The sequence below is a fragment of the Streptomyces lusitanus genome, from assembly GCF_042647945.1.
In the GTDB taxonomy this organism is placed as follows: domain Bacteria; phylum Actinomycetota; class Actinomycetes; order Streptomycetales; family Streptomycetaceae; genus Streptomyces; species Streptomyces pseudogriseolus.
This window is the reverse complement of record NZ_JBHRWL010000027.1, coordinates 1-19,878: the sequence shown is the minus strand read 5'-3', so window position 1 is coordinate 19,878 and position 19,878 is coordinate 1. Positions and strand designations below refer to the sequence as shown.

The window sequence follows — 19,878 nt, the reverse complement described above, 5'->3', positions numbered from 1 at the left end:
AGGTCACCGGAAACGGCCGAGCTCCAGCTCGGCCCACACGGTCTTGCACGGGAACGGCCCCGGCAGCACACCCCACCGGTCGGCCAGCTCCTCGACCAGCAGCAGCCCGTATCCGGACTCGGCGGGCTCAGCCCTCGCAGTCGCCCGCGCCCGCGTGGGCAGGTGCTCTCCCTTGGAGTCCGTGACCTCGACACGAAGGGTGGCGGGCTCCACGAGGGAAAGCGCGAGCCGGAAACTCCGGCCCGGAACACGGCCGTGCACGGCGGCGTTCGCCGCGGGTTCGGCGACGATCAACCGGGCCGGGTCGACCGGCAGTTCCCAGGAGCGCAGTTGCTCGGCGGCGAGCAGCCGGGCGAGACGGGCTCCTCGGCGGGTGGCGGAGAGCGGCACGGTGAAGTGGTGGAGCGGAGCGCTCGGAGCGGTGATTTCTCGACTCACGTCACTCAGGGTGTTTGCGCGTGCGTAATCTGTGAAGGGCGGCGGCCCGTGCGATCAATGGCTGTCCGCGAGGTGTCCGGTTTCCGTCCGGGCTGCCCGGGATGACCGGGCGCGGGCGGCCGGAGTTGGTCCGGGGAAGGGCGCGCGAACGGAGGGCGGCGGAGATGAGCGGGTGGGAAGCGTGGCTGGACGACGAGGAGGCCGGCGCGGTCATGCGCACGGTCGTACGCCAGCTCAAGCTGTGGCGGGAGGCGGCGGGACTCACTCAGGCGGAACTGGGCGCGGCCATCGGCTACGGCGAGGAACTGGTCTCCTCGGTGGAACGCGGGCGTCGTATCCCTCGGCCCGAGTATCTGGACGCGGCGGACAGGGTCTTGGGTGCCGACGGCAAGATCTCCGCGATGGCAAGGGACGTCGCGGAGATCAGGTATCCCAAGACCGTACGGGACCTGAAGAAGCTGGAGGCGGGAGCCGCCGAGCTGGGCGCCTACAACAATTCCGTGATCCACGGCCTGTTGCAGACGCCGGACTACGCCCGCGCCGTCTTCGGCGCCCGGCGGCCTCCCTACACCGCGGACGAACTCGAACAGCGCTTGACCGCTCGCGTCGCACGTCAGGAGATCCTCAGTGAAACGGCAGCCCGCCCTCTTTTCAGCTTTGTCCAGTGCGAGTCGACACTTCGCCGACCTCTCGGGGGCAGGATGGTGATGCGCGGACAGCTCGAACGCCTGTTGGCCGTCGGCAGGTTCCCCCACGTCGACCTCCAGGTGCTTCCGCTGAGCCACGAGGAAAACCCGGGCCTGGCCGGGTCGTTCCGGCTGCTCAGGCTCAAGGACGGCAGCACAGTCGGGCACCTGGAGGTGCAGCACATCAGCCGTGTGGTCGCCGACCGGAAGGAAGTGCAGCTCCTCGAGATGCGTTACGGAGCCATCCGGGCGCAGGCTCTCAGCCCGCGAGAATCACTGGCCCTCATCGAGAAAGTGCTGGGAGAGACATGACCCTCAAGGCCGACACCCACCCCGTGTGGACGAAGAGCAGCTACAGCACGGACGAGGGCCCGGACTGCGTCGAAGTCGCCGCCACCCCCGCCCACATCCTCGTCCGCGACTCCAAAACCCCCGAAGGCCCCCGCCTCACCCTCGCCTCCACCACCTGGGCGGCCTTCCTCCCGTACGCGTCCCGGCGCTGACGCACGGAGCACAACGTGGCCCGCACCCGAGCTCACGGGTGCGGGCCACATCCGCGTGTCGGTCGGCGACCGGAGCCGAAAGAGTCAGGCACCGCACCTACGCAGACGCCGACGCCGACACCACCCAAAACGGCACCGCCACGAGAAACCTCCCCCTCTCCGCCCGTCCGCGCTGCTCGGCGAGCCACCCGTCCGCAAGGTCACGGTCGACGGCGCCCGCCGCGCACGCCGGCTCCGCGAGCCGGGTGAGCAGCGGCAGCATCGCCGGGTCGGTGAAGACGCTGGTGTGCACCTCGACCGTGACGTCGGTGAAGCCGCCGGCCAGCAGCAGGGCGCGGAACTGACGGCCGGCGTGGGGCGAGCCCAGAAGGTCGGCGCGGGCGTGCACGATCGTGCGGGTGAGCGCCGCGTCGTCCGAGTCGATCATGACGGCGTCCCAGTCCTGGTCGACCAGGACGATCCTGCCGCCCGGGCGGAGGACCCGCCGTGCCTCCACCACCGCCCGCGCCGGGTCGCGAAGTACGTGGAAGACCTTGTCGGCGCGGTAGCCGTGCACGCTCCCGTCAGGGAACGGCAGACCCTCCGCCCCCGCCTCCCGGAACTCGTCCCGCGGCCACCGCGCCCGGGCCGCCGCCAGCATCCGCGGGCTGGGGTCCACACCCACCGCGTGGACGCCGCGTCCGGCCAGCTCGGCGACCGCCCGTCCGCCGCCGCAGCCGACGTCCACGACGGTCGAGCCCGGGACGAGGGACAGCAGTTCGTAGGTCCGGGCCCGCAGCCGCGTGGCGCCCGGCATCTCGTCCGCGGCGTCGAGGACGGCCAGCAGGGCTTCGGTGCCGTGGTTGTCGCGGTTGTCGTGGTTGTCACGGTGCTCGGCGACCGCGTCCTGGTTCTTGGCCATGGAGGTCATGCTGCGACTTAATGTCGGCATGAAGTCAACCGAGGACGGCGGCGCCGGCGGCGCCGAAACCCTGGGCATCGGCGCCTTCGCGGCACGGTTCGGTCTGGCCACGCACGTGCTGCGGCACTGGGAGGCGATGGGCCTGCTGCACCCCGCACGGGACACCGCCGGGCGCCGCCGCTACGGTGCGGAGGACCTGACCCGCGTGGCGACGATCCTCGTCATGAAGGAGGCCGGCCTCGGCCTGGACACCATCAGGAGCCTGTCCGCGACCGCCGACCGCGCCACCCGGCACGCGATCCTGCGGCCCGCGGCCGAGGAGCTCCGGGCGAGGATCGCGGCGGCGCAGGCCTCGTTGGAGCTGATCGAGGGCGGGCTGAACTGCGAGCACGAGGACGTGACCCGGTGCCCGGGCTACCGGCGGCTCATCGCCGAGCGGACCGGTTCCGTGGTCCGACAGGAAAGCCGGTGACCGGACGGACGAGGAGGGGCGCCCTCGAAAGGGCGCCCCTCCTCACCTCACCGCTTCACCTCACGTCGTCGACCGACGCCTCCGCGCCCCCGGCCGCCGCTCACTCGGGCGGGTGACCGGGTCACCCGCCTCCAGCGCGGCCAGCCGGCGTCGCGTGCCGAAGTCGGCGAGGGCTTCCGCCAGCTTGTGGACCGACGGCTCGGGAGCCATCACGTCCACCCGCAGGCCGTGCTCCTCGGCCGTCTTCGCCGTGGCCGGGCCGATGCAGGCGATCACCGTGACGTTGTGCGGCTTCCCGGCGATGCCGACCAGGTTCCGGACCGTCGACGACGACGTGAACAGCACCGCGTCGAAGCCGCCGCCCTTGATCGCCTCGCGGGTCTCCGCCGGCGGCGGCGAGGCGCGCACCGTGCGGTAGGCGGTGACGTCGTCGACCTCCCAGCCCAGCTCTATGAGGCCCGCGACCAGCGTCTCGGTGGCGATGTCGGCGCGCGGCAGGAAGACGCGGTCGATCGGGTCGAAGACCGGGTCGTACGGCGGCCAGTCCTCCAGGAGGCCGGCGGCCGACTGCTCGCCGCTGGGCACCAGGTCGGGCTTCACGCCGAAGGCGATCAGCGCCTTCGCGGTCTGCTCGCCCACCGCCGCGACCTTGATCCCGGCGAAGGCGCGGGCGTCGAGCCCGTACTCCTCGAACTTCTCGCGGACCGCCTTGACCGCGTTGACCGACGTGAAGGCGATCCACTCGTAGCGGCCGGTGACCAGGCCCTTGACGGCACGTTCCATCTGCTGGGGCGTGCGCGGCGGCTCGACCGCGATGGTCGGCACCTCGTGCGGCACGGCCCCGTAGGACCGCAGCTGGTCGGAGAGCGACGCCGCCTGCTCCTTGGTGCGCGGCACGAGCACCTTCCAGCCGAACAGCGGCTTGGACTCGAACCACGCCAGCCGGTCCCGCTGGGCGGCGGCGGAACGCTCACCGACCACGGCTATCACCGGACGGCCGCCCTCCGGGGAGGGCAGCACCTTCGCCTGCTTCAGCGTCTGCGCGATCGTGCCGAGCGTCGCCGACCAGGTGCGCTGCCGCGTCGTCGTACCGGCGACGGTCACCGTCAGAGGGGTGTCGGGCTTGCGTCCGGCGGACACCAGTTCGCCCGCGGCGGCGGCCACCGAGTCCAGCGTGGTGGACACGACCACCGTGCCGTCCGACGCGCCGACCTCCGTCCAGCACCGGTCGGACGCCGTGCGCGCGTCCACGAAGCGCACGTCCGCGCCCTCCGCGTCACGCAGCGGCACACCGGCGTACGCGGGCACGCCGACCGCGGCGGCGACACCGGGCACGACCTCGAACGGCACCCCGGCCGAGGCGCACGCCAGCATCTCCTCGGCGGCGTTCGCGTCGAGGCCGGGGTCGCCGGACACCGCACGGACGACCCGCTTGCCGCCCCGCGCGGCCTCCATGACAAGATGTGCGGCATCCCTATTCGCGGGGACACCGGCGGTTGTTGACGCGCCGTCAACGACCGTCAGCTGGGGCGTGCCCGTGCCCGGCGTGGACGACGCAGTCGTGTCCGCGTCCGTGTGCACCTCGGCGACGCCCTGCCTGGCGTGCGTCCGTACGACGTCGAGCACGTCGTGCTCGGCGACGAGGACGTCCGCGTTCGCCAGGGCCTCCACGGCGCGCAGGGTCAGCAGTCCCGGATCCCCGGGTCCGGCACCGAGGAAGGTGACGTGCCCTTGTTCCGGAGGGGCGGGAAGAGTGGTGGGGCTCAAAGTGCTCGCTCCCCCATCAGACCGGCCGCGCCCTGCGCGAGCATCTCGGTGGCGAGTCCGCGACCGAGCGCCGTCGCCGCCTCGTGCGTCTCGGGCACGGGACCGGTGGTGGACAGCTGCACCAGCGTGGAACCGTCGGTGGTGCCGACGACGCCCCGCAGGCGCATTTCCTTGACAGCCTGCCCGTCGTCCAGGAGATCGGCCAGCGCCCCCACGGGTGCGCTGCAGCCGGCCTCCAGAGCGGCGAGCAGGGAACGCTCGGCCGTCACGGCGGCCCGCGTGAACGGGTCGTCGAGCTCGGCGAGCGCGGCGACGAGGTCCGCGTCGTCCGCGGCGCACTCGATCGCCAGTGCCCCCTGGCCGGGGGCGGGCAGAACCGTGTCGACCGACAGGAAGTCGGTCACCTCGTCACTGCGTCCGATCCGGTTGAGCCCGGCGGCCGCCAGCACGACCGCGTCCAGGTCGCCCTTCGCGACGTACCCGATGCGGGTGTCGACGTTGCCCCGGATCGGGACCGTCTCGATGTCCGTGCCGTGGGCGCGGGCGTACGCGTTCAGCTGCGCCATGCGGCGCGGCGAACCGGTGCCGATGCGCGCCCCGCGCGGCAGGTCGGTGAGCTTCAGCGCGTCCCGCGCGATGATCACGTCCCGCGGGTCCTCGCGCTCGGGGATCGCCGCCAGGACCAGCTCGTCGGGCTGGGCGGTCGGCAGGTCCTTGAGGGAGTGCACCGCGAAGTCCACCTCGCCGCGCGCCAGCGCCTCGCGCAGCGCGGCGACGAAGACGCCCGTGCCGCCGATCTGCGCGAGGTGCTCACGCGAGACGTCGCCGTACGTGGTGATCTCGACGAGCTCGACGGGCCGTCCGGTCACCTGGCTCACGGCATCCGCCACCTGCCCGGACTGGGCCATGGCGAGCTTGCTGCGCCTGGTCCCCAGCCTCAGTGCCTTCTCAGTCATCCCGGCCCTCGGTTCTGTGCGTTCTTCTCGGTGCTTTCCTCGGCGCGGGAGACGGAGGCCACCGTCTCGGGGTCGAGGTCGAACAGGGTGCGCAGCGCGTCCGCGTACCCGGCCCCGCCGGGCTCGGCCGCGAGCTGCTTGACCCGGACCGTCGGGGCGTGCAGCAGCTTGTCGACCACCCGTCGCACGGTCTGGGTGATCTCCGCGCGGTGCTTGTCGTCCAGGCCGGGGAGCCGCCCCTCCAGGCGGGCCATCTCACCGGCCACCACGTCGGCCGCCATGGTCCGCAGGGCGACGACGGTCGGCGTGATGTGCGCCGCCCGCTGTGCCGCCCCGAACGCGGCGACCTCGTCGGAGACGATACGCCGGACCTGGTCCACATCGGCAGCCATCGGAGCGTCCGCGGACGCCTCCGCGAGCGATTCGATGTCCACCAGCCGCACGCCGGGCAGGCGGTGCGCCGCCGCGTCGACGTCCCGCGGCATGGCGAGGTCCAGCAGGAAGAGGACGGGCTCGGGGCGCGGCGGCGCGTCCACCGGCTCGGTCCTGCGCCGCTCGGGGATGCGGCCGATCGCGGCCGCGGCCGCGGCGAGCGCGCCGATGACCTCGGCGTCCGCCTCGGGTCCGGTGCCGCGGGCGGCGTCCCGGCGGTCGACGGCGGAGCCCGCCGCCCACGCGCCGTGCTGCTCCAGCGTGGCCGCGTCCATCCCGGCGACGGCCGCCTCGCCCATCACGGAGAAGCCGGGCCGCACCGTGGACAGGTCCACCGGGCAGCCGTCCTCGGCGGGAGGCTGCGCGGGGGCGCTCTCGCGGGCGTCCTCCGCGGCGACCGCGTCGAGGTCGACGACCGGCGCCGCGCCGGGGCGGCCCTCGACTCCCGCGCCGATCATCTCGGCGGTGAGGACCAGGCCGGTCGCGCCGGTGCAGGAGACGACCACATCGGCACGTGTCAGCTCGAACGGCACCGATGCCATCGGGACCGCGCGGGCCGCCACGTCCGTGTCGTCGCCCTCGGTGAGGATGCGCACCAGCCGCTCGGCGCGGTCGGGCGTGCGGTTCGCCACCACGACCTCGGCGACCCCGGCGCGCGCGAGCGTGGCCGCGGACAGCGAGGACATCGAACCGGCGCCTATGACCAGGGCCTTCTTGCCCCGCGCCCAGGTCTCGACGGGCGTGCCCAGCGCGAGCTGTTCCAGGCCGAAGGTGACCAGGGACTGTCCGGCGCGGTCGATGCCGGTCTCGGAGTGGGCGCGCTTGCCGACCCGCAGCGCCTGCTGGAACAGGTCGTTCAGCAGCCGTCCGGCGGTGTGGGTCTCCTGCGCGCGGGCCAGCGAGTCCTTGATCTGGCCGAGGATCTGCCCCTCGCCCACGACCATCGAGTCCAGTCCGCAGGCCACCGAGAACAGGTGGTGCACGGCCCGGTCCTCGTAGTGCACATAGAGATAAGGAGTGAGCTCCTCCAGGCCGACCCCGCTGTGCTGGGCGAGCAGCGTGGACAGCTCGGCGACACCGGCGTGGAACTTGTCCACGTCGGCGTACAGCTCGATGCGGTTGCAGGTGGCGAGGACCGCTCCCTCGGAGGCGGGCTCCGCGGCGACCGTGTCCTGGAGCAGCTTGGTCTGCGCCTCCGCGCTCAGCGACGCCCGCTCCAGCACGCTGACCGGGGCGCTGCGGTGGCTCAGTCCGACGACGAGAAGGCTCATGCCGGCATCACGGCGGGTACGTCCCCGTCGGGCCCCTGGTCGGTGGCGGAGTCCTCGCGCCCGGCGACGGCGGCGGTGCGGGCGGGACCGGCGGCCCGGTCGGCGGCGACCCCGGCCGCGGCCTCCTCGCCGGCCTTGCGCTGCTCGTGGAAGGCGAGGATCTGCAGCTCGATGGAGAGGTCGACCTTGCGCACGTCGACGCCGTCCGGGACGGTCAGCACGGTCGGCGCGAAGTTCAGGATGGACGTGACGCCGGCGGCCACGAGCCGGTCGCAGACCTGCTGGGCGGCGCCGGCCGGGGTGGCGATGACGCCGATGGACACGCCGTTGTCCCGGATGATCGCCTCGAGCTCGTCGGTGTGCTGCACGGGGATGCCGGCGACGGGCTTCCCGGCCATCGCGGGATCGGCGTCGATCAGCGCGGCGACCCGGAAGCCACGGGAGGCGAACCCGCCGTAGTTGGCCAGGGCGGCGCCGAGGTTACCGATTCCTACGATCACAACCGGCCAGTCCTGGGTGAGGCCGAGTTCACGGGAGATCTGGTACACGAGATACTCGACGTCGTAGCCGACGCCCCGGGTGCCGTAGGAACCCAGGTAGGAGAAGTCCTTGCGCAGCTTCGCGGAGTTCACACCCGCGGCGGCCGCCAGCTCCTCCGAGGAGACCGTGGGCACCGAGCGCTCGGAGAGCGCGGTCAGGGCGCGGAGGTACAGCGGAAGCCGGGCGACGGTGGCCTCGGGAATCCCTCGGCTACGGGTCGCCGGTCGGTGAGTTCGGCCAGTTGCCACGGTGCTCCTGCGGGTAGAGCGGGGCTTCAGGCGGTCATACGTCCCCGGACCGCCCCGTCGAATGCAGGCTATGTCTTTGTGAACGCGTGCACAAAGATTGTGTCCGATTTGCCCGGCCAACGTGACCGGGGTCACGCGCCCCCGGCGCGCACGGAGGGAACCAGCGCGCCCGCGCCGCCGTTCCTTTGCTTTCAGGGGCAAAACCGCACACTCTCCTCTGTGAATCCCGCCCCCGAGACCAGAACGCCATCGATCCTAAGCGAATTTCCGCCAGATTGAACTGGCCGGTCAGTCACCCGGGTCAGTCACTCAGGGCCGCGCGGAGACGGTCCTCGTTCACGCGCCAGAAGGTGTGCTGCCGCCCGTCGACGAGCACCACCGGGATCTGCTCCCAGTACAGGTCGTACAGCTCCCGGTCCTCGGTGATGTCCTTGCGCTCCCACGGAACCCGGAGCTCGGAGCACACCTTCTCCACCACCGTCTGCGCGTCGTCGCACAGATGGCAGCCGGGCTTGCGGATCAGCGTCACGAGCCGGTCCCGCGGGGGTCCGGCGCGGCGGAAGAGAGGGGTCATGCGGGCCATTGTCGCGCGCGGGACAAGGCCGGGACACCGCCCATGACACACGGAGTTCACGGCGCGGCGGCCTCTCGGCTCCGGAGCAGGCCCGCGCACTGGCTATGCTCACGCCATGGCCGCTCTCGGATGGCTCACTCCCCGTAGGCGCTCCGCCACGGCGCGGAGCGTGTTGGCTGGCGAGGCCTCGGCGGAGGCCGCCCGCAAATCCACCCAGGAAGTTTCCGAACGCGAACCCGAGTTCCCGGTCCCCGGTGACGAACGGGCCGCCGCGTTCTTCGACCTGGACAACACCGTCATGCAGGGCGCCGCCCTGTTCCACTTCGGGCGGGGCCTGTACAAGCGGAAGTTCTTCGACACCCGCGAGCTGGCCCGGTTCGCCTGGCAGCAGGCGTGGTTCCGGCTGGCCGGCGTCGAGGACCCCGAGCACATGCAGGAGGCGCGCGACTCGGCGCTCTCCATCGTCCAGGGCCACCGCGTCTCCGAGCTGCAGTCCATCGGCGAGGAGATCTACGACGAGTACATGGCGGAGCGGATCTGGCCCGGCACCCGGGCGCTGGCCCAGGCACACCTCGACGCGGGCCAGCGGGTGTGGCTGGTCACCGCCGCCCCCGTGGAGATCGCCACGGTGATCGCCCGCCGGCTCGGCCTGACCGGCGCCCTGGGCACCGTCGCCGAGTCGGTCGACGGTGTGTACACGGGCAAACTGGTGGGCGAACCGCTGCACGGCCCCGCGAAGGCGGAGGCGGTCCGCGCGCTGGCCCTCGCGGAGGGACTCGACCTCGGCCGCTGCGCCGCCTACAGCGACTCCCACAACGACATCCCGATGCTGTCGCTCGTGGGCCACCCCTACGCGATCAACCCGGACTCCAAGCTGCGCAAGCACGCCCGCCGGATGGACTGGCGGCTGCGCGACTACCGCACCGGCCGCAAGGCGGCCAAGGTCGGCATCCCGGCGGCGGCCGGCGTGGGCGCGGTGGCCGGGGGCACGGCCGCCGCCATCGCCCTGCACCGCAAGCGCCGCTGACGTACCGCCGGAACCCCGCCGGAACCCCGCCGGAACCTCGCCGGAACCCCGCCGGACTCCGCCGGCACCCCGCCGCCGGGCCCCGCGCGTGCCCGCGGTGACCGGGCCGGGCCGCGACACGCCCCGAACCGACTGCCTTACCCCGCAACCGGCCCGAGCAGTCCTCTTGGCTGCACACGGCCACAACTCGCCCCGGACCTAACCGGAATACGAAAGCTTCTGGTCACCAACCGATCAGCTCCTCACCCCTGAAGAAGCGTCAATCGGTTACGGAAGCGACGTAATCGATGATTTGAGCAACTCGGTGTAGCAGAGCCTGTACGAAGCGTTATTCTCCTCAGACGCATTCCGGGACCACCCCTTCGTCACGACGGGTGAACGGCCCCGCACTGCACGTGATGGAAGCTCTGCCTCTGGGAGTCCCGTGTACCCACACGTCGGGGTTGACGCCTCGGGCCTGGCTACGCTGCGCGCGACAGTCGCGACAGCCCGAGACATGTTGCGCGGAATCGTCCCCCCCGCGCACGCCGTCCCCGCATTCGCCGCCGTCCCCGCCGGCCCGTGCTACGCCCTCGCCGAGGGCACGGCCGCGGTCGGCAGACGAGGACGCCCGTCCGGCGCTCCCGCTGCCCGCCGTCCCGCCGCCGACAGCGACAGCGCCCGGATGATGGACCTCGTGGAGCGCGCCCAGGCCGGCGAGGCGGAGGCCTTCGGACGGCTCTACGACCAGTACAGCGACACCGTCTACCGCTACATCTACTACCGCGTCGGCGGCAAGGCGACCGCCGAGGACCTCACCAGCGAGACCTTTCTGCGGGCGCTGCGCCGCATCGGCACCTTCACCTGGCAGGGCCGCGACTTCGGCGCCTGGCTGGTGACCATCGCCCGCAACCTCGTCGCCGACCACTTCAAGTCCAGCCGCTTCCGCCTCGAGGTCACCACCGGGGAGATGCTCGACGCCAACGAGGTCGAGCGCTCCCCCGAGGATTCCGTTCTCGAGTCCCTGTCCAACGCCGCCCTCCTCGATGCCGTACGTCGGCTCAACCCCCAACAGCAGGAGTGCGTCACGCTCCGATTCCTCCAGGGGCTGTCCGTCGCCGAGACGGCCCGCGTCATGGGCAAGAACGAGGGCGCCATCAAGACCCTCCAGTACCGGGCCGTCCGCACCCTCGCCCGGCTCCTCCCGGACGACGCCCGCTGACCGGGCCCGTCCACCGGGCCCGTCCACCGGACGCGGCACAGCGAGCGACACTCAACTCACCCTGAGTGAAACCCGGTTGGATTCACCGATCGGGCCACCGGTGTGCGTAACCGAAGTGCCGCGCTCGTCGTTGTGCGGGATACAGGCTCCCTGTGGTCACCCGCTGACCGGCTGCGCTCACCCGATCGTGTGGCGTCGGCCGGCCCCGGGAACCCTCAGACCCCCTGGGGAGTCGACCGTCATGACGAGAGGAGGTGCCGCCAGTGATCGCGAACGTATCGGCGCACCGGCGGGCGAACGCCTTCGCCCAGGCCCTGGAGGAGCAGTCCGACCGGGGCACGGCGGCCGAGCGAACCGAAGGACCGGCACCGGCCCCGGCCGCCGAGACCGAACAGGCCCAGCTGCTCACGCTGGCCTCCGGTCTGCGCGCGATGCCCCGGCCGGAACTCGACCCCGAGGTGAAGGTCGTCCAGCGAGCCCAGCTGGTGGCCGCGTTCGAGGCCATGCTCCAGGAGGGCACCGCCGCAGGCGAGGCGACGGACCGGGCCGTTCCCGAACAGCGCTCGCGCCGCGCCAAGGGCGCCCACCGGGCCACCCCGCTGGGCAGGCTGCGACCGCGCTCCAGGCTGGCCAAAGGGCTCACCGCGGGCGGACTCACCGTCGGCGTCGCCGCCGGCGCGCTCGGCGGAGTCGCCGCCGCCAGCTCCGACGCCCTCCCCGGCGACTCCCTCTACGGACTCAAGCGCGGCATCGAGGACGTCAAGCTCACCTTCGCCGACGGCGACGACGAGCGCGGCCGGGTCTACCTCGACCAGGCCTCCACCCGGCTCGGGGAGGCCCGCCGGCTGATGGAGCGCGACCGCGCCGGCTCCCTCGACCACGAGTCGCTGACCGAGATCCGCCGCGCCCTGTCCGGCATGCGGCACGACGCCTCGGAGGGCCACCGGCTGCTCCGCGAGGCCTACGAGCGCAACCCGGACTCCCTCGGCCCCATCCAGGCGCTCTCCTCCTTCTCCCAGGCCCACCGCGACACCTGGGGCAACCTGCGCGACCGGCTCCCCGTGCAGCTCGGGGACGTCAGTGAGCAGGTCACGTCGGTGTTCGACGCCATAGACGAGGACGTCGCCCCGCTCCAGTCCCTGCTGCCCGGGCCGCCGAGCGACGAGGCGGACGACGGCAAGCGGCACGGCGGCTCCGCCCCGGCGTCCGACAGCCCCTCCGCCGCCGAGCCCTCGACGTCCCCCGGCACCGGCCGGGACGGCTCCGGCACGGGCGAGACGGGCAGCGCGGGACCGAGCGGCTCCGCCGACGCCGAGCGCGAGCAGGACGGCCTGCTCGGCGGCAACACCGGCGGCCTCCTCGACCCGCCCCAGGAGAGCGGCCAGAGCAGCACGCCGCCGCCGACGGGCTCGGCCACCCGGCCTCCCGCCCCCGACGTCACGCTCCCGCCTCTCCTCCCCGGGCTCCTGCCGGGTCTGGGCATCGACGCGGAGGACCGGGAGTAGCACTGGGGGCGCCCCTCGACAGCGAGGGGCGCCCCCAGTCGGCTCCCCGGAGCCTGCCGGCCTGCTCGGTCCTGCTCGCCCGGTCCTGCCCGGCCTGGACCCCTAGAAGAACACCGACCGCCGCTGCACGAGCAGCTTGTACAGCGTGTGCTGGATCTGCTCCCGCACCTGGTCGGTCAGGTTGAACATCAGCATCGGATCCTCCGCCGCCTCCGGCGGATACCCGTCCGTGGGGATCGGCTCCCCGAACTGGATCGTCCACTTCGTCGGCAGCGGAACCGCCCCCAGCGGCCCCAGCCAGGGGAACGTCGGCGTGAGCGGAAAGTACGGGAAGCCCAGCAGCCGCGCCAGCGTCTTGGCGTTGCCGATCATCGGGTAGATCTCCTCCGCCCCGACGATCGAGCACGGCACGATCGGCACCCCGTGCCGCAGCGCCGTCGACACGAACCCGCCCCGCCCGAACCGCTGAAGCTTGTACCGCTCCGAGAACGGCTTCCCGATGCCCTTGAAGCCCTCCGGCATCACCCCGACCAACTCGCCCTGCGCCAGCAGCCGCTCGGCGTCCTCCGCGCAGGCCAGCGTGTGCCCCAGCTTCCGCGCCAGCTCGTTCACCACCGGCAGCACGAACACCAGGTCCGCCGCCAGCAGCCGCAGATGACGCCCGGCCGGGTGATGGTCGTGCACGGCGACCTGCATCATCAGCCCGTCCACCGGGACCGTCCCCGAGTGGTTGGCGACGATCAGCGCACCGCCCTCCGCCGGGATGTTCTCGACGCCCTTCACCTCGACCCGGAAGTACTTCTCGTACATCGGGCGCAGCAGCGACATCAGGACCTGGTCGGTGAGTTCCTCGTCGTAGCCGAAGTCGTCGACCTCGTAGTCCCCGGTGAGGCGGCGGCGCAGGAACGCGAGCCCGCTCGCGATCCGCTGCTCCAGGCCGCCGTCACCGCCCGCACGGTCCGCGGCCGGCTCACGCGGCTCCTCCTCACCGGTCACGGGATCATCCTCCCGCACCCCGGCCGCGCCCGGCAGGGGCTGGACCTCCCCCACCGCGGCGGGCGACCGCGTCCCTCCCTGCCGCCGCGAGGCCGCACCACGGCGGCGCGACGCGGCACTCCCACGGGAGCGGTGGTCGTCGTCGAACGGAATGACCTTGGCGTCCGCCATCGTTGCTGCGCTCCTCAGTCGGCGCCGTGCGCCGGCACATGGCCGCTGCCCGGCACGGGCAGCGCGGCGATCCGGTCGACGGCCCTCGCGACGGTCTCCGGCGGCAGCAGCCCCGGACCGCGGCTGCGCACGAAGTCCGCAAACGTTTCGGCAGTCGAGTACTTCGGGGTGAAACCCAGCGTCTCCCGCATCTGGTCCGTCGCCACCACCCGCCCGTGCGTCAGCAGCCGGATCTGCTCGGGCGAGAAGTCCGACATCCCCAGCGTACGCATCAGCGAACCCGCCCAGGTGACCGCGGGAAGCAGCAGCGGCACCGTCGGCCGGCCCAGCCGCCGCGAGCACTGCGACAGCAGCAGCACCCCGTCCCCGGCGATGTTGAACGTCCCGCTGTTGAGCGTGCCCCGCTTCGGCTCGTGCGCGCCGATCCGCAGCACCTCGATCACGTCGTCCTCGTGCACGAACTGCAGCCGGGGGTCGTAGCCGAACACCGTCGGCAGCACCGGCAGCGCGAAGTACGACGCGAGCGGGGTGTCCGCGGCCGGACCCAGGATGTTGGCGAACCGCAGCACGCACACGGCGACGTCCGGGCGGCGCCGGGCGAAGCCGCGCACATAGCCCTCGACCTCCACCGTGTCCTTCGCGAAGCCGCCGCTGGGCAGCGACTTGGGCGGCGTCGACTCGGTGAACACCGCCGGGTCGCGGGGCGCCGAACCGTAGACGTTGGTGCTGGACTTCACCACCAGCCGCCTGATGTTCGGCGACTTCTGGCAGGCGCCCAGCAGCTGCATGGTGCCGATGACGTTGGTCTCCTTCAGCGACGCCCGGCCGCCGCCGCCCAGCGGCGTCCCCGTCACGTCGAGATGGACGACCGTGTCGGCGCCCGACTCGGCCAGCACCCGCGCGACGGTGGGCTGCCGGATGTCCGCCTGGACGAAATCGGCGCCGCCCAGATGGTGCTCGGGCCGCACCGCGTCCACGGCGACCACCCGGTCCACCTCGGGATCCCGCTGGATCCGCCGCACGAAACGGCCCCCGAGCTGCCGGGCCACCCCGGTCACCAGCACGACCTTCCCCAAGATCAGCGCCCTTCTCTCACCCTGCTGCCGACGGCCAACCTATCGGGTCCCGGTCGCCCTGTGACACCGGGCGGATACGTGAAGTGACAACATCCCCGCCACATGCACCGGACGTACCAAGCGGTGACGTCCCGAGGCGGTGGCGTACGAGCGGACGGTGCCGTACGAACGGGCAGTGGCCCCCCACCGAATCGCGGTGGGGGGCCACTGGAACACGCTCTCGCGCTGTCGCTTACTTCTTGTTGCGACGCTGGACGCGCGTGCGCTTGAGCAGCTTGCGGTGCTTCTTCTTGGCCATCCGCTTGCGCCGCTTCTTGATAACAGAGCCCACGACTACCCTCGCTCACTTCTCATCACTCGGTGTTTGGGCGCCATGGGCCCACACGACCTTCGAGGGGTCAGCCTACCCGCCCGAGCGCTGAGGTCGTAATCGAGGTGACCGGGAAGGCCCATGAGTGCCCGGTACGGACCCTCCCGGCCGCCGTCAGGCCGTGTCCACCCCCACATAGCTCTCGCGGAGGTACTCGTGAACCGCTTGCTCCGGGACGCGGAAGGACCGCCCCACCCGGATCGCGGGCAGATGACCGCTGTGCACCAGGCGGTACACGGTCATCTTCGACACTCGCATCACCGAGGCGACTTCCGCCACGGTAAGGAACTGAACCTCGTTCAGAGGCCTCTCGCCAGCTGCAGCCATGACACACCTGAACCTTCCGCACTCGACGGCCACCGGCTTCCCCTTCCGGTGACTCTTCGTCGTTGCGTGCTCACTCCCCAATGTAGGGGCGGGTGATGCGAGTGGGGAAGAGGTGCACCCATCGGCGGCCTACTGTGACAGACACGCTCGATTGAGTACGTAGCGGGTCAGCGGCAGGTAGTAATCGGACCGCGCACCGTCGTCAACCGGAACGACCACCGACACCGCCCCCTCGGCCTGCCCCACGAACGGCGCCGGGTCGTTCACATCGGCCAGCCCGGCACTGGCGAACCCCAGCTGACCTGCCCCGCAGACCCAGCCGTGGTCCCCGATCACCAGCCGGGGCAGCGGCCCGCCGGCATCCGCAGCGGCCGCCAGCGCGGCCCGAACCGGGAGGGGGGAGTGCGTGTGCGCGCCCGGCTCACAACCGGGGCGCTGCGCGGTCGCGCCCCGGACCAGCCCGACCCCCCGGACGTAGTCGAGACGGCCCGTGCGTAGACCGAACCGGGTCGTTATGTCGACACAGCGACCCTGCGCGGGGGTGAGGATCTCACATCCCGCCGCCGACAAGGCGTCTGCGAGCACGGCGTAGAAACCGAGCAGCCGCTGCGGGTGCCCGGTGCCCAGCAGCACCGGAACACGGTGCCGCGCGGCCTCCGCCAGCAGCGTCGCACACGCGTCCAGGGCGGCCAGCGTACGCTCCGGATCGATGACCTCGGGTCCCGACGTCCGCCCCGGATCCGCCGCCACCCCGCACCGCTCGGCCATCAGCGCGAGTACGTCCCGCTCGCCCCACGCCCCGACCGGGTCGAGCCCGATCAGCACCCGCGGATCCCGCGCGGCGAACAGCCGGTAACTGCGCAGACTCTCCTCCCGGGCGGTGCCCACCACCCCGGCGAGCCCGCGGTTCAGAAGATGCGCGCGGAGGCGGTCGGCGGTCACCATGCCAGCGATGGTGCGCCACCCGCCCCCACCCGCGGGCCGGAACGCCGCCCACGACCCACGGTCGGCGTAACACCCCGCCCATCGCAGGGACGGTCAGGGCAGCAGGCCCCGCAGCGGGAACACCGCCCGCCGGGTCGCCAGGATCGACTGGTCCAGCCGGTCCGCCGGGTCGTAGCCCTCGTCCCACGCGGCCCACGACACCGGCCACCGGCCGTCCGTCATCCGGTGCGGCGCCGGCTGCCGGGTCCGCGCGTACACCTGCCGCCGCCACTCGTCGGGCACCGGCGCCGTCGGCTCCACGGGCCGCCCGGCCGCGATGCCCACCAGGTGCGACCACGACCGCGGCACCACCTCGACCACCGCGTAACCACCGCCGCCCAGCGCCACCCACCGGCCGTCGGCGTGCTCGTGCGCCAGCTCATGGCACGCCACCTGCACCGCCCGCTGCGCGTCCAGCGACACCGCCAGATGCGCCAGCGGGTCCTCGAAGTGCGTGTCGGCCCCGTGCTGCGTCACCAGCACCTGCGGCCGGAAGTCCGCGATCAGCTCCGGCACCACCGCGTGGAACGCCCGCAGCCATCCCGCGTCCCCGGTGCCCGCCGGCAGCGCCACGTTCACCGCGCTGCCCTCCGCGCTCGGGGCGCCCGTCTCCTCCGGCCACCCGGTCTGCGGGAACAGCGTCCGCGGATGCTCGTGCAGCGAGATCGTCAGCACCCGCGGGTCCTCCCAGAACGCCGCCTGCACCCCGTCCCCGTGATGCACGTCGACGTCGATGTACGCCACCCGCTCCGCACCCAGCTCCAGCAGCCGGGCGACCGCCAGCGCGGCGTCGTTGTACACGCAGAACCCGGACGCGGCGCCCGGCATCGCGTGGTGCAGCCCGCCCGCGAAGTTCACCGCGTGCAGCGCCTCCCCGCGCCACACCGCCTCGGCCGCGCCCACCGACTGCCCCGCGATCAGCGCCGACACCTCGTGCATCCCCGCGAACGCCGGATCGTCGATCGTCCCCAGCCCGTACGACTGGTCCGCCGACCCCGGATCCGCCGACGCGGCCCGTACCGCGTCGATGTAGTCCTCCCGGTGCACGAGCCGCAGCGTCGACTCCCCCGCCGCCTTCGCCGCGACCACCTCGACGTCACGGTCCAGGCCGAGGGCGCCGACCAGGCTGCGCGTCAGCGCCAGCCGGACCGGGTCCATCGGATGGTCCCGGCCGAAGTCATAGCCCGTTACTGCTTCGTCCCACATCAGCTGTGCGCGGCCGCTCATGCCCGCCACCGTATCGGTCGGCCCCCGGCGCGAACGAACGGGCGTGCACCAGCGTCACCAGCACCAACACCATCGGCACCAGCATCGCCCCGCGATAGCTCCACGCGTCCCCGAGCGCCCCCACCAACGGCGAACCGACCAGGAAACCCACGTAGTTGAAGACGTTCAGCCGCGCCACGGCCGCGTCCGACGCCCCCGGCCGCCCCGCCTCGTGCGCCCGCCGTCCCGCCGCCGCGAACGTCTGCGGCACCAGCACGCACAGCCCGAGCCCCAGCAGCGTGAACCCCAGCATCCCCGCCCACACCCCGGGCGCCCCGGCCACCACGGCGAACCCGCCCGCCGCCACCAGCGCCCCCGCCCGCACCACCGCCACGGCCCCGAACCGCCGCACGCCGGCGTCCCCGACCGCCCGCCCCAGCAGCGTGGTGACCATGTAGACGTTGAACGGCACGGTCGCCGTCTGCTCGGAACTGCCCAGCACGTCCTGGAGGTACTTCGCGCTCCAGTTGGAGACCGTCGAGTCCCCGATGTACGCCACCGTCATCACCAGGCACAGCGGCAGCAGCCACTTCAGCCCGCCGCCCGCCCCGGCGTCGACGGCGTCCTTCTCCGCGGGTGCCCGGTCCTTCCCGTCGACGTACCAGCGACTCCCGACCAGCGCGGCCGGCAGCAGCACCAGCACCACCGGCAGATACGACACCCACAGCGCCAGCCCGAAGTGCGCCCCCACCCAGGCCAGCGACGCCCCGACGATCCCGCCCAGGCTGTACGCCGCGTGGAAGCTCAGCATGATGCTGCGCCCGTACGCCCGCTGAAGGCTCACCCCGAGCATGTTCATCGAGGCGTCCAGCGCGCCCACGGCCAGCCCGAACACGGCCAGCGCGAGAGCCAGGACGGCCATCGTCCGGCCCGCCCCGACGGCCAGCAGCGCCAGCAGCACGACCGGCTGGGACCACCGCAGCACCCGGCTCGGCGCCACCCGCCGCACCAGCCGCTCCGTGGAGACGCTGCCGATGCCGGCGAGGATCGGCACGGCGGCGAGGAAGACGGGCAGCAGCCCGTCGGAGACCCCGTACCGGTCCTGGATGCCCGGGATGCGCGTCACGAGCAGCGCGAAAGCGACGCCCTGCACCAGGAAGCCGAACGCCAGCGAGGCCCTGCCGCGCCGCAGCACATCAGTCATGGCGGCGAGCGTAGGGCGCGGGGGTACCGGTGGGTAGATCCGGTCAAAGATGAATCGTGCTCAGTTTTCAGCGCCGTCACCGGCGGCGAGGAGGTCCAGGAACGACGACAACTCCCGCATGTCGCCGAAGAGCCGGGTGGCGCCGCTCAGCTTCTCCGCCGGGGTCATCGCGGTGAACCCGTACACGTCCATCCCGGCCGCCACGGCCGCCTGCACCCCGAGCGGGCTGTCCTCGACGACCAGGCACCGCTCGGGAGTCGTGCCCATCCGCTCGGCCGCGTACAGGAACAGGTCGGGGGCGGGCTTCCCGCGGCCGACGTCCTGCGAGCTGAAGATCCACCCGTCGTCGAAGAACCGGTCAAGACCGGCCGCCCGGTGCCCCACCCTGATCCGCTCATGACTCCCCGACGAGGCCACGCAGTACGGCACCCCGTCCGCGGCCAGCTTCTCCAGCACGTCGGCGACTCCGGGCACCGGCTTCAACTCCCGCTCGAACGCGGCAAAGACGCGGGCGTGGAAGACGTCGTCGAAGTCGGCCGGCAGCCGCTGCCCGGTCCGCTGCTCGACCAGGTCGTGCACCCGGTGCATGGCCGACCCCATGTAGTCCCGGATGGAGTCCTCGTAAGTGGTGGGGTGCCCCAGCTCGGTGAGATAGGCGGCGAGGTGCCGGTTGGACAGGGGTTCGCTGTCGACGAGGACGCCGTCGTTGTCGAAAATCACGAGGTCGTAGCGCATGAACCTGACCCTAAACGCAGAAAGCCCCCGTGCCGAACGGCACGGGGGCTTTCTCTTCAAGAATTGTTCGGCGGCGTCCTACTCTCCCACAGGGTCCCCCCTGCAGTACCATCGGCGCTGTAAGGCTTAGCTTCCGGGTTCGGAATGTAACCGGGCGTTTCCCCTACGCTATGACCACCGAAACACTATGAAACTGACAACCAGCCGCATGCCGTGACCACGGCATGGGGTTGTTCGTGGTTTCAGAACCAACACAGTGGACGCGAGCAACTGAGGACAAGCCCTCGG

General features: G+C 72.2%; 21 protein-coding genes and 1 rRNA gene. 6 read left to right on the top strand and 16 right to left on the bottom strand.

All coding sequences use genetic code 11. From position 1 onward, the window contains the following. Positions 1 to 3: 3 nt before the first annotated feature. Complete coding sequence (locus tag ACFOSY_RS29615) at positions 4 to 438, bottom strand: ATP-binding protein (protein ID WP_394312740.1); 435 nt, start codon at positions 436 to 438, stop codon at positions 4 to 6. A gap of 164 nt (positions 439 to 602) precedes the next feature. Between ACFOSY_RS29615 and ACFOSY_RS29610 the strand changes: the two genes are divergently transcribed. After that, on the top strand, positions 603 to 1,436 hold the full coding sequence (locus ACFOSY_RS29610) for a helix-turn-helix domain-containing protein (protein WP_394312738.1): 834 nt from the start codon (positions 603 to 605) through the stop codon (positions 1,434 to 1,436). Continuing rightward, a complete protein-coding gene (locus tag ACFOSY_RS29605; RefSeq protein WP_394312735.1) occupies positions 1,433 to 1,627 on the top strand; it encodes a DUF397 domain-containing protein in 195 nt (64 codons plus the stop codon). The genes ACFOSY_RS29610 and ACFOSY_RS29605 overlap by 4 nt, the downstream gene beginning before the upstream one ends. 97 nt (positions 1,628 to 1,724) lie before the next feature. Here the strand turns inward: ACFOSY_RS29605 and ACFOSY_RS29600 are convergent, their stop codons facing one another. Continuing rightward, positions 1,725 to 2,528, bottom strand: a complete 804-nt coding sequence (locus ACFOSY_RS29600) for a methyltransferase domain-containing protein (protein ID WP_394312733.1) — start codon at positions 2,526 to 2,528, stop codon at positions 1,725 to 1,727. 28 nt (positions 2,529 to 2,556) lie between these two features. Here ACFOSY_RS29600 and ACFOSY_RS29595 point away from each other — a divergent pair, with 28 nt between their 5' ends. Continuing rightward, complete coding sequence (locus ACFOSY_RS29595) at positions 2,557 to 3,000, top strand: MerR family transcriptional regulator (protein WP_394312731.1); 444 nt, start codon at positions 2,557 to 2,559, stop codon at positions 2,998 to 3,000. A 60-nt stretch (positions 3,001 to 3,060) separates the two neighbouring features. Here the strand turns inward: ACFOSY_RS29595 and ACFOSY_RS29590 are convergent, their stop codons facing one another. The 5 genes from ACFOSY_RS29590 to ACFOSY_RS29570 all read right to left on the bottom strand — a co-directional run bounded on the left by ACFOSY_RS29590 (position 3,061) and on the right by ACFOSY_RS29570 (position 8,797). Further along, positions 3,061 to 4,767 carry a bifunctional uroporphyrinogen-III C-methyltransferase/uroporphyrinogen-III synthase gene (locus ACFOSY_RS29590; RefSeq protein ID WP_394312729.1) on the bottom strand — a complete coding sequence of 569 codons (1,707 nt, stop codon included), beginning with the start codon at positions 4,765 to 4,767 and terminating at the stop codon, positions 3,061 to 3,063. Next, positions 4,764 to 5,723: a hydroxymethylbilane synthase gene (hemC, locus tag ACFOSY_RS29585; protein ID WP_394312727.1), complete on the bottom strand. Its 960-nt coding sequence runs from the start codon at positions 5,721 to 5,723 to the stop codon at positions 4,764 to 4,766. The genes ACFOSY_RS29590 and hemC overlap by 4 nt, the downstream gene beginning before the upstream one ends. Further along, entirely contained in the window at positions 5,720 to 7,426 is a 1,707-nt protein-coding gene (locus ACFOSY_RS29580) for a glutamyl-tRNA reductase (RefSeq protein ID WP_394312725.1), read from the bottom strand. The genes hemC and ACFOSY_RS29580 overlap by 4 nt, the downstream gene beginning before the upstream one ends. Continuing rightward, complete coding sequence (locus ACFOSY_RS29575; RefSeq protein WP_394312723.1) at positions 7,423 to 8,214, bottom strand: redox-sensing transcriptional repressor Rex; 792 nt, start codon at positions 8,212 to 8,214, stop codon at positions 7,423 to 7,425. Before ACFOSY_RS29575 ends, ACFOSY_RS29580 begins: the two co-directional genes overlap by 4 nt. 301 nt (positions 8,215 to 8,515) lie before the next feature. Next, positions 8,516 to 8,797 carry a glutaredoxin family protein gene (locus ACFOSY_RS29570; RefSeq protein WP_394312721.1) on the bottom strand — a complete coding sequence of 94 codons (282 nt, stop codon included), beginning with the start codon at positions 8,795 to 8,797 and terminating at the stop codon, positions 8,516 to 8,518. 106 nt (positions 8,798 to 8,903) lie between these two features. Here ACFOSY_RS29570 and ACFOSY_RS29565 point away from each other — a divergent pair, with 106 nt between their 5' ends. From ACFOSY_RS29565 to ACFOSY_RS29555, 3 genes are all read left to right on the top strand, one after another. Beyond that, positions 8,904 to 9,815: an HAD family hydrolase gene (locus tag ACFOSY_RS29565; protein ID WP_394312719.1), complete on the top strand. Its 912-nt coding sequence runs from the start codon at positions 8,904 to 8,906 to the stop codon at positions 9,813 to 9,815. A 424-nt stretch (positions 9,816 to 10,239) separates the two neighbouring features. After that, a complete protein-coding gene (locus ACFOSY_RS29560; protein ID WP_031022504.1) occupies positions 10,240 to 11,016 on the top strand; it encodes an ECF subfamily RNA polymerase sigma factor, BldN family in 777 nt (258 codons plus the stop codon). A gap of 263 nt (positions 11,017 to 11,279) precedes the next feature. Then, complete coding sequence (locus ACFOSY_RS29555; RefSeq protein WP_394312715.1) at positions 11,280 to 12,521, top strand: DUF5667 domain-containing protein; 1,242 nt, start codon at positions 11,280 to 11,282, stop codon at positions 12,519 to 12,521. Between the two features lie 102 nt (positions 12,522 to 12,623). Here the strand turns inward: ACFOSY_RS29555 and ACFOSY_RS29550 are convergent, their stop codons facing one another. From ACFOSY_RS29550 to rrf, 9 genes are all read right to left on the bottom strand, one after another. Next, positions 12,624 to 13,688 carry a lysophospholipid acyltransferase family protein gene (locus ACFOSY_RS29550; protein WP_394312712.1) on the bottom strand — a complete coding sequence of 355 codons (1,065 nt, stop codon included), beginning with the start codon at positions 13,686 to 13,688 and terminating at the stop codon, positions 12,624 to 12,626. Between the two features lie 14 nt (positions 13,689 to 13,702). Beyond that, on the bottom strand, positions 13,703 to 14,764 hold the full coding sequence (locus tag ACFOSY_RS29545; protein WP_394312709.1) for an NAD-dependent epimerase/dehydratase family protein: 1,062 nt from the start codon (positions 14,762 to 14,764) through the stop codon (positions 13,703 to 13,705). A 232-nt stretch (positions 14,765 to 14,996) separates the two neighbouring features. Next, entirely contained in the window at positions 14,997 to 15,095 is a 99-nt protein-coding gene (locus tag ACFOSY_RS29540) for a 30S ribosomal protein bS22 (protein WP_003948845.1), read from the bottom strand. A gap of 153 nt (positions 15,096 to 15,248) precedes the next feature. After that, on the bottom strand, positions 15,249 to 15,461 hold the full coding sequence (locus tag ACFOSY_RS29535) for a helix-turn-helix domain-containing protein (protein WP_157842153.1): 213 nt from the start codon (positions 15,459 to 15,461) through the stop codon (positions 15,249 to 15,251). Positions 15,462 to 15,590: 129 nt separating this feature from the next. Continuing rightward, positions 15,591 to 16,406, bottom strand: a complete 816-nt coding sequence (locus tag ACFOSY_RS29530; protein WP_394312702.1) for a phosphatase — start codon at positions 16,404 to 16,406, stop codon at positions 15,591 to 15,593. Positions 16,407 to 16,499: 93 nt separating this feature from the next. Further along, positions 16,500 to 17,672, bottom strand: a complete 1,173-nt coding sequence (locus tag ACFOSY_RS29525) for an acetoin utilization protein AcuC (RefSeq protein ID WP_394312700.1) — start codon at positions 17,670 to 17,672, stop codon at positions 16,500 to 16,502. Next, a complete protein-coding gene (locus tag ACFOSY_RS29520) occupies positions 17,623 to 18,855 on the bottom strand; it encodes an MFS transporter (RefSeq protein WP_394312698.1) in 1,233 nt (410 codons plus the stop codon). The genes ACFOSY_RS29525 and ACFOSY_RS29520 overlap by 50 nt, the downstream gene beginning before the upstream one ends. 60 nt (positions 18,856 to 18,915) lie before the next feature. After that, a complete protein-coding gene (locus ACFOSY_RS29515) occupies positions 18,916 to 19,590 on the bottom strand; it encodes an HAD family hydrolase (RefSeq protein WP_394312696.1) in 675 nt (224 codons plus the stop codon). A gap of 65 nt (positions 19,591 to 19,655) precedes the next feature. Next, positions 19,656 to 19,772 (bottom strand): 5S ribosomal RNA (gene rrf, locus ACFOSY_RS29510). Between the last annotated feature and the right edge of the window lie 106 nt (positions 19,773 to 19,878).